Source organism: Photobacterium sp. OFAV2-7, from assembly GCF_022347985.1.
Lineage (GTDB): Bacteria > Pseudomonadota > Gammaproteobacteria > Enterobacterales > Vibrionaceae > Photobacterium.
Map to the genome: position 1 here is coordinate 1 of NZ_JAKRFQ010000097.1, position 9390 is coordinate 9390.

Here is a 9390-nt window from a genome sequence, read left to right on the forward strand (position 1 = left end):
GCAAAAGCCTGATGGAACAGATTAAAGTGGCCGAAACGGAGATTGACAAGCAAATGCGCGTAGGCCTGACAGACGAAGAGGTGGAGACTTTTCAGCGTGTTGCTTCGGTTATGGCAAATAACTTAAGAAATACGAAATAGCGGAAACGGTACAAAAGGTGAACTTGCTACGTGTGGCTTTCAGGCGGGGCACGGGGAACTTGTCTTTCAAATCGTACACTTAGAGCCAAATAAGTGTAGCTGTCTGAAATAACATAGCTCAATACTTCAAAGAGAGGTGCAGTTGGAAGTCGGTCATAATGGAAGGTCGAAAAGTGACTGAACGGACAGGGCTTTCCTGCATGTGTGTCCGGTTTGCCTTCCTCGATAAGAACGCGTTCAAAGCCGTTGACGGTACATAGTGTTGCCCATACGCCTGCATTTGCCCCATGCGCATTGATGACAGGCATCATAGTTACCAGTACCCAGCTCAGGGCACTGACAAGCAGCATGGTTTTATTGAAGGCAGAGAAGCGCATTATTGGCAAGCTTAATGAAATTTACACAGGACTATAGCTGCTGTAATTAATAATGTCAGTGAGTTAGCTCGGGTTTTTATCTGTTTGATAACCATTATTTAACCAAATGGTTGCACTTAGTTTGCAACTCGGAGTGTATGGTTAGGTAAGTTTCAAAGGAAATAACGCCCAGTCTACGTAGTGGGAGATAGCATATGCTGGGCGTCAGGTTTGTGTTATTTGGCTACCAGATTAGAGGTTTTTGTATAAACTTATCCGCTCATTTCGATAATAGCCTGAAAGCATTACAGCTTTAACATCATCGGCAGTTGTGGCATTGGCTGGTAACCATTCCAGATCAATATTGTTAAATTCCTGGCTGATTTCAGCACTTTCTCCAATGGTCTGAAGCAGATAACCGAGCGTAGTTGAGTTGAAGGAGTTACTGGAAGCCGTTGCCCATTTATTGATAAGTTCCTTGTTCATCAACTGGTAGCCAACTTTTAGCGGTGAGCCGATCAGGTTACCAAACTGGATATAATCAATAGATTTAGAGCGCGAGATGACAATCTTGTCGCTTAGCATACTCATGCCATAGACTAGGCTTTTCGCATAAGGCTCTGACTTGATGATGCTTCTTGTCTGGTTATTGATGAGGTGTATGTGATTGCTGGTCTGTACAGCACTAAACTGACCACTAGGATCCGATACCAGTCTAATAATATTATCGTCTAATACCAAAGTTGCAGGTGGGTTGGAAGGATTGGCAATATTGAACCAGCTTAGTATTTTGCCACCGTCACTGACGAGTAATTCGCTGTCGTTATTGGCAAATACTGCAGCCTGAATGTTGCTCTTGTTAATACTTGTCTGTAGTGCAAGTGTGCTGCTATCCAGGATCACTGCCTGAGAATTGCTAGTTTCAATAACAGCTAATTGTGACTGGTTTTTGTTGGCTACAACCAAGGGCTGAGTTGAAGAAAGCGGGTAGCGCTTTCCAGTCTGCTTGAGCTCTGTGCTCGATAGTAGCTGAAGCTCAGAGTTAGAGCTGGAACCATTGGTAAACACCGCAGCGATCAGGCTTTTTTTATAAAGCGGCGTTAATCCGTTGATATGGTTGTTTAAGCATTGTGCCTCTGCAACCGGCGAGGTAGCTGGACCAGAAACGGGTGGCGTTATTGGTGGGATAGTCGTGCCGCCTGAAGCGCCGCCGTATGCGTCAATTTTTGTTGATGCCGTCAGCTTGGTAGTTTGGCTGTTTTTGCCGATTTCAGATAGGAAAATGCCATTGGTGCTTGTGGCATTACAGGTGTTACTGATTGAACTGTCACCAGCAATACTTGGTTGATAGAGCAGGTAAGCCTCGCGGTCATCCTTGCCTTGAGTGGCATGGGTTAGGATAGAAGGGTTTTGAGGCGGAAGAACGATACCGCCACCGCCGTGATGGTCGTCATCATCGTCATCATCATCGTGATGGCTGTCGTAACCAGCTAGTTTGGCCGTTTTTTGATCTGGTTCCGCTGTGACTGCAGGTGAGAATGAAGAATATGATCCTGAAGCTGAATTTACTTGTAGCAATTTCTTATCACTAAGCAATGCCAGAAGCATACCTGTGCCTTCATTCATTGTTATTGAATCGGGCAAAAACAACGAGTTAACTGGGTAAGAGCCTGAAAGCAGATAACGGTTGTTTAGATTGACATAGCTGGTGTCTAAATCAGACTGTGTTAGCGATTGAGTGATATCAAAGCTCTTTTCACTGATCATTTTATCGACGGCAGCAGAGATCTTGAGGTAACTCGACTCTCCCTGAAGCGAAAGGGCATGCCTGAAGGAAGCCAGCAGCATTTCTGTTTCAGTTTTTGGACCATGCATAGAAGCCAGCTGATTGAAGTTAATTCCGTACTTTTCGCCGAAGATAGCCTGTAATTGTTGCTGAGCAAGCTTAGTATCACCGGCAACGAGCGGATTATACAGCACTTCATTTTGTATCAAGGTGGTAAACGGGGTAACAACCGTTGCCGATGCCGGAGCCGTTAGAAAATAACCCTCTTCGCTAATGAGATAAGGCGCCAGATTATTGTCAGTAGGCCTGGCATATTTCGTTATTTTTTGTTCGAGCTCGCCACAGGTGCCATCGAGGTCGGCATCAATGCAAACAGAGAGTTTACTGTAGGCATAAGATTCCACGCTCGGCGTGTTTGATGCGTCGTCACTGCCGCAACCGACAAGAAAGCTACAACCAGCTAAAAATGTCGCAATTCTTGATATCTTAAAATTTCCATTCATAAAAATAATACTTAACCGATAGAAATGTTATGGGCCAAAACTGACCGATTTGTCAGCCTTTATGAGTGATTTGTAGATATTTTTTAAAGCAAAGACTCAAATATAATTGATAATTACTATCATTTCCATTAGCATGCGTCAAAAAATTGCTTCTATCAATTTCACATATGAATGGTTTTAAACGGTTTTAGGAAGGTTAGTGGTATGGTGCTAGAAGGGAAAAAAACATCGTTTGCGCTCACAGTGATCGCAAGCTCATTATTGATTGGCTGTAACGGCTCAGGCTCGGATTCTAAGCTTGATTCTAAGCCGGGCAATTCAGCCGCGTCATCAGTCATTTCAGGTGTTGCGCTAGATGGTTATCTGAAAAATGCCAAAGTGTGTTTGGATCTCAACCATAACTTGACGTGTGATGCGAGTGATGGCGAAGCGGTATGGACCGACAGCCAGGGTGCCTATTCTCTTGCTCGCACTGACGCTGATTTGTCCCAGTACAATGTATTGGTCGAAGCCATTGCCAATAAAACCGTCGATATGGATTTTCCGCAATCAGCTCTCCAAGAAGGTTTTTCGCTGAGTGCCCCAGCTACTTTGCCAGCTGTCGTAAGCCCGCTAACTACCTTAACCTCGGTGGTCGCAACCCAACAAGGTGTTGATTTCAAAGCAGCAAGAGACATGTTGGCAACCAGTCTTGGTGTCGATAGCCAGCGACTAACTTCAGACTTCCTGGCAGGATCTCATGCTCAGGATAAACAGCTTCATGCGTTGGCTCAGGGATTGACCTCTTTGATGCAGGAAGCTGAGAAGGCGGCGGCTTCTGACGGTGTGACTCAAAGTGATGCGCGTTCTGGTTCTCGTGTTAAGTTGGCCTTGATTGATTTACCGGCGCTGAAAACTGAAACTGACAAACTGGTGGGTACAGTAAATAATACGCCGGTACATGTTCAGGAAACGATCAAAGACTTTATTTCTGATGTGACGGTGTCACGCGATGATGTGGTTGGTAATACTGTTCAGGTTCAGCCTCAGGCACCAAAACAAGGCCAACTAAACATAGCTGCGCGTACCTTCGATTGGAATTGGGTTGGTATGCTGACTTCTGCTGCGCAGTATGAGTACTCAACCGATGCCGGAAAAACCTGGCAGCAAGTGACGGCCAAGCCAATTCGCCTTGGACTGGATGCTTATGCTGCGGGTGATATTCAGGTTCGTGTCACTGCTAATTTGGCCAAAAACATGAAGGCGGGCAAGGTGGTTAAAAATACCCAGCCGCTGACTGAATCACAGCTCCCTGCTGCTCCGGCTTCTATCACCGTCAATGATGCGACGAACCAGTTCAACTGGGATCTTGTCGTGGGTTACGACAACGCTAGCAGCTACGAATACTCAATTGACGGCGGTAAGACCTGGCAGGCAGCGACGCAAAAGCCAGTTACTATTGGTGATGTTGCGATTGCCGCCGGTGATCTTAAAGTTCGTGTCGCTGCTGATGACTCGGGCGCAGAGCTAAAACCTGCTGGCCGTGAAGTTGCATCGACCACACCTTTTACTATCACCCCTTCACAGCCGGTAAAACCGACCATCTCATCGATAAGTGATGAAACAGACTCTGTTGATTGGGACTATGTCACTGGCTTTACTCAGTTTGGTCAGTATGAAGTGAGTCTTGATAATGGCAAAACGTGGAATACCGTTACGGAGAAACCGCTATCGGTCGGCAACGTCGACATTGATGCTGGTTGGGTACAGCTTCGTGTTGCGGCAAACTCGACCAACGGCATGCCTGCTGGTGAAGCTGCTCAGGTAACACAGGCGTTCACGGCACAAACAGGCAAGCCAGCAGCGCCGACAAATTTGCGTATTGATGACGCTGCCAACACCATTGATTGGGATCTTGTCACTGGTTATGACGGTGCCTCTTCCTATGAAATATCACTGAATGGCAACAGTGCCAGCGCGGGTGATTGGAACCCTGCAGGTACCAAACCGGCATCGGTTGGCGATCTGAACATTGCCAAAGGTGATGTATGTTTGCGTGTTAAAGCCAATGTGAAAGATAGTAATGTTGCCGGTATCGCAGCATGTTCGGATGCGTACTTTACTGCTAAGCCTGACGCACCGACAGCGCCGGTTATCGATGATGCTAACAACACGTTCGGCTGGACACTGGTTGCAGACTATCCTCAGTTAACAAGCTATGAAATCAAGATTGAAGCCGCTGACTGGAAAGCTGTTGGTCTTAATAACAACCCTTATCAGCTAGAAGATAAAGCGTACGCTGAAGGAAGTATCCAGGTTCGTGTCGGTGCGGATGCTGAAACTGGTCGCGTTGCTGGTGATATCTTGGTCAATGATCAGGCGTATACCCAAAGCGCACCAGCTTCAGACTATACGCTGCTAACCGCTGCAGGTACTGTGACCCAAAACCGCGCCGAAGCGGCATGTGCAAGAGCAAAAGACGGTAAGGTGTGGCAGTTGTTTGACTCGAACAATAGCGATGTTCGCCTGAAGACCGTACCTGAGATCAATTCGGCACTGGGCGCATTTGGAACCGTGTGTGGTTTGGATACTTGGCGAAACCCGACAATGGCAGAGCTGAATGGCCTGTTTTCTGAAAACCCAGAGAATGCCAAACAAAAAGTCTATGATACGAATGTCTTTAGCTACATGGCTGTGACTGTCGATAATTCTGATTGGAGCAACCCGCAAAAAGCTTGTTACGTATCGTCTGAACCAAGTGTTTCTTCTCCGGGCTATCAGGATTGTCTGGATGTTTCAAAAATTGCAGAGCCAAGCAACGATGTCGTTAAGCCTGAATGTGGCGGATTCTGTTTTGGTAACCTGCCTCGTACTCTATATCGCTTCATCGCTGAATAATTATTAAACCCTATGCAGCCAGCTCTGGAGCTGGCTGCTTTTTGCGAAAAATGGAAATGAAAAATGAAAATAAGAAATAACAAAAATAAACAGCGTGGTGCTGCTGCGATTGAATACGCTATTTTGGCTGCTGCAATGTCATTAATTATGCTGAATTTTTTAGGTGATGATGGTGATCTGACAAAGGCCATAAATGATACCTATGAGGAAGTGATTAACCGTCTAGAAACTGTTCAGAATAAAGGTTAATTGATATTGGTGTGGAAGTGTTATTTCCAAAATAAATAGAATTAATAATGAAAGCAAAACGTTTAGTTTACTTGTCTGTGTTTATTTCGCTAGCCGGACTGGTTTGGTTATATCTTAACTTGTCTCAGCCAAAAGCTGTTATTGCGGAACAACAAGCAGAAATAAAAACACTTGAGGTACTGGTGACCTCGGTACCGGTAAAAGCCGGCCGCCACTATAGCGCTTCATTGTTTGAATGGAAAACGGTCAATGAAAGCGAGGTAAGCCATCGTCTTGACTATATCGACAAGGCAATTTTCGATACAGCAAGGCTGACCGATACAGTCGTGGCGGGTGATTACCCGGCAGGGCAGATCTTGAGTGTGTCCGACTTTTTGAACCCGGAATCGGGTGGTGTGTTGTCAGTCATGCTGCGCCCTGGCTATCGTGCCGTATCCGTACCGGTTGATCAGGTTACGGCTAACTCAGGCCTTGTTGGGCCGGGCGACTATGTCGATGTCTTGTTGTTGGCTTCGAAAGAGCAGGAACTGCGTACCCGTGGCAATGAAACCCAAAGCCTGTATGTAAAAACCATTGCCCAGAATGTCAGGGTATTGGCGTTTAACGATGCCGTTCAGGCTGACCGTTATATCGAAGCGCAGAAAAAATACAAAGGCTTTATTCCGGACAACAGTGCAGTGACGCTGGAAGTTTCACCAGTACAGGCGAATAAAGTCATTTTGGCGAACCAGTTAGGCACGTTATCAATGGTACTGCGTAGCCAAAATAACCCGGATACCGATATTGCCGATATTAAACAAATTAATATTGATGATATTTTCCCTGACATCAAGCAGGTTCAGCCAGACATTGGATTGGTGGAGTTTCGTGCAAAAGAAAAGCGCGTCATGAATAATGCAGGAACACAAGATGATTAATAAAATACTCGGTGGATTTATTCTGCTGTGCATGAGTTTTAGCCTGCAGGCAAAAGTATTAGATGTCGTACTGGATAAAGCCAGATTGGTAAACCTGCCACATAATGCGAAATCAATCTTTATTTCCAGCAATGAAGTGGCTGACTACCAGGCATTAACCAACACCAAGATAATGGTATTTGGTAAAAAGGCCGGAGCGACGTCGTTATATGTACTCGATGCCAACGAAAATGTTATTTATTCGGCCACTGTGAAAGTTAGCCATAATGTGGTGGAGCTAAATGAACTTGTTGCCAAAGAGTTTCCTGATGCACTAGTGAACGCCGAATCTACAGCTGGAAAGCTATTCCTGAAAGGTCAGGTACCGACGCCGACAATGGCTGAAAAGATTGTTCGTCTGGCAGAAGGCTATGTATCGCCTCAGCAAATGACGGCTGCTCCGGCAGAGGGTGAGGCAAATCAGCCGGGTAATGCTGCGAGTTCAGCGTCTTCCGAGCAGCCTGTTGCTCAGGAAAAAGACGAGCTAATCAACCAGCTTGTTGTGACAATGCCGACGCAGGTTAACCTGCGCATTCGAATTGCCGAGGTATCCCGCAAGGTTTCTAATAAGTTGGGAATTAAGTGGGGATCGCAAGGCACTGGTCTGGGTGCGGGCACATTCGCCTTCCTGGATAACTACGGTGGGGTACCAGGTGGCACAAACCCGGCATCTTGGGCGGATCTGTCTGTTATCGTAGATGCATTGGCGACCAACGGTATGATGTCGGTACTGGCCGAGCCGAACCTGACTGCACTTAGTGGCGAGAGAGCCTCATTCCTTGTTGGCGGTGAAGTGCCTCTGCCTTTGGTGTATTCCGATAACGCGACGGTGGAATACAAGCCATTCGGGGTTCGATTAGATTTCAAACCGACGGTATTGAGTGCGAACCGAATCAGCCTTCAGGTTGAACCTGAAGTGAGCACGGTATCTACCGAAACCAATGTCCAAATTGGTGGCCCTCAAGGCAGCTCTTCTTTCCCTACGTTTGTGACACGCAGAGCATCAACAACCATTGAACTGGCGAGTGGGCAAAGTTTTGCACTAGGTGGTCTTTTGCAGTCAAAAGAGATCGAACAGCTGCAAAAAACGCCTTTCATAGGTGATATTCCAATCCTTGGGAGCCTGTTCCGTTCCAATGAGTTCCAGCGTGAAGAAACCGAGCTAATTATTATTGCCACTGCCTATCTGGTACAGCCAACCCGTGCCGATACCTTACCGTTACCGACTGATGGCTTGATCCCATTGAGTGATGTCGAGCGTCTGCTGGGGGTCAAAAAACCTAAAACTCATTCAGAAACCGATAGTGACACTATTCGCTCTGATAACCGCCAGCCGCGCCTGCTGGGTGATAACGGATTCTATTACTGAGGTAATTTATGCGCATAATTTTGATGCTTTTTATCAGCGTACTGATAAGTGCGTGTGCCGGTGATCCCATCCAGCGCCAGCCAGAAATACAAGTCGAAGTAGTGACTCACAAGATGTCGGTTCAACTACAAGGCAAAACACTTAGCAGCAAGGATAAAGTAGCGGTAGCTGATTTTATCTATCGACTGGGTAACCCATCGGCAATGCGGGTTCGTATTGATACCCACACCCGTCGTGGTGCCAAGGTTGCACCGGATCTTAAGGGGCTACTGAAACAACAGGCGGTATATCCGTCACAGGTCAGTGCGCAATATGCGGCGTTGCCTGCATCGAAAGCGGACTTGACCTTAATTGTCGAGACATACCGCAGTGTGGCTCAGCGTTGTCAGGCAGGAAAAGCGCCAATTACCATTGGCAATAGCTTCAAAAACTCACCGAATTTCGGCTGTGCCAACGCCAATGCATTAGCGCAAATGGTAGCAAACCCGCGTGACCTGATTGTCGGTGAATCCCTGGGGGCAACAGAAGGACGCAAAGCGGTATCGACGCTTGATAGCTACTACAACTCCGGCACGTACAAAACAAGCCCGACATCTCCGAAAGATGGTGTGATGGCAGGGCAGGGTAAGTAATCATGGACATGCAAAATACAACACATACTGGATCGGCTTTTCATCAACAGCCGCAGCGTGGTAAGCGAATAGCTGTTGCCAGCGCGAAAGGTGGTGCAGGTACAACGTCTTTGGTTGCCAATATTGCATGGGGCCTGGCAAAGCGTCCGGATGCGAATGTAGCCTGCGCCGATCTTGATTTCATTACCGGTGATCTAGACCTTCAGCTGTCGTTCAAATCCAACAATGCCTTGTTGGAAATGCTGCAATACCCTGAGCGTCTTGAGCCTGTGGTGTATGAACGTAGCGGCGTGAAGGTTACCGGTAACCTGTCCGCATTTACCGGTTATCAGGCCAAACTGGAGCAGGCATTTTGGCCTGAGTTGAATGAATTTGAACACTTCTCTGCATTTTGTCAGCAGCAGGCTGCGTATTTGGTGTGGGATATCCCTGCATTTTGCTTAAGGGATCAGGTCGGCTTTGGTGCCCTTCATTCCAGTGATATTAGAGTTGTCATTGTAGAACCGACACTGGCTTCGATTC

General features: G+C 46.8%; 8 protein-coding genes. 6 read left to right on the forward strand and 2 right to left on the reverse strand.

What is annotated here, in order from left to right; genetic code table 11:
* Positions 1-166: 166 nt before the first annotated feature.
* Positions 167-517: a hypothetical protein gene (locus MHN01_RS08145; protein ID WP_239410891.1), complete on the reverse strand. Its 351-nt coding sequence runs from the start codon at positions 515-517 to the stop codon at positions 167-169.
* A 231-nt stretch (positions 518-748) separates the two neighbouring features.
* On the reverse strand, positions 749-2785 hold the full coding sequence (locus tag MHN01_RS08150) for a hypothetical protein (protein WP_239410893.1): 2037 nt from the start codon (positions 2783-2785) through the stop codon (positions 749-751).
* 204 nt (positions 2786-2989) lie between these two features.
* Between MHN01_RS08150 and MHN01_RS08155 the strand changes: the two genes are divergently transcribed.
* The 6 genes from MHN01_RS08155 to MHN01_RS08180 form a co-directional block, all read left to right on the forward strand.
* Positions 2990-5662 (forward strand): hypothetical protein, encoded by a 2673-nt coding sequence (locus MHN01_RS08155; RefSeq protein WP_239410894.1) that lies wholly within the window; start codon positions 2990-2992, stop codon positions 5660-5662.
* A 63-nt stretch (positions 5663-5725) separates the two neighbouring features.
* On the forward strand, positions 5726-5911 hold the full coding sequence (locus tag MHN01_RS08160) for a Flp family type IVb pilin (protein WP_192928706.1): 186 nt from the start codon (positions 5726-5728) through the stop codon (positions 5909-5911).
* A 47-nt stretch (positions 5912-5958) separates the two neighbouring features.
* Entirely contained in the window at positions 5959-6828 is an 870-nt protein-coding gene (gene cpaB / locus MHN01_RS08165; RefSeq protein ID WP_239410895.1) for a Flp pilus assembly protein CpaB, read from the forward strand.
* Positions 6821-8236: a type II and III secretion system protein family protein gene (locus tag MHN01_RS08170; protein ID WP_239410897.1), complete on the forward strand. Its 1416-nt coding sequence runs from the start codon at positions 6821-6823 to the stop codon at positions 8234-8236. The genes cpaB and MHN01_RS08170 overlap by 8 nt, the downstream gene beginning before the upstream one ends.
* A gap of 8 nt (positions 8237-8244) precedes the next feature.
* A complete protein-coding gene (locus MHN01_RS08175) occupies positions 8245-8868 on the forward strand; it encodes a CpaD family pilus assembly lipoprotein (protein ID WP_239410899.1) in 624 nt (207 codons plus the stop codon).
* Positions 8869-8870: 2 nt separating this feature from the next.
* On the forward strand, positions 8871-9390 hold a 520-nt coding region (locus MHN01_RS08180; protein WP_370646462.1), incomplete at its 3' end, for a CpaE family protein.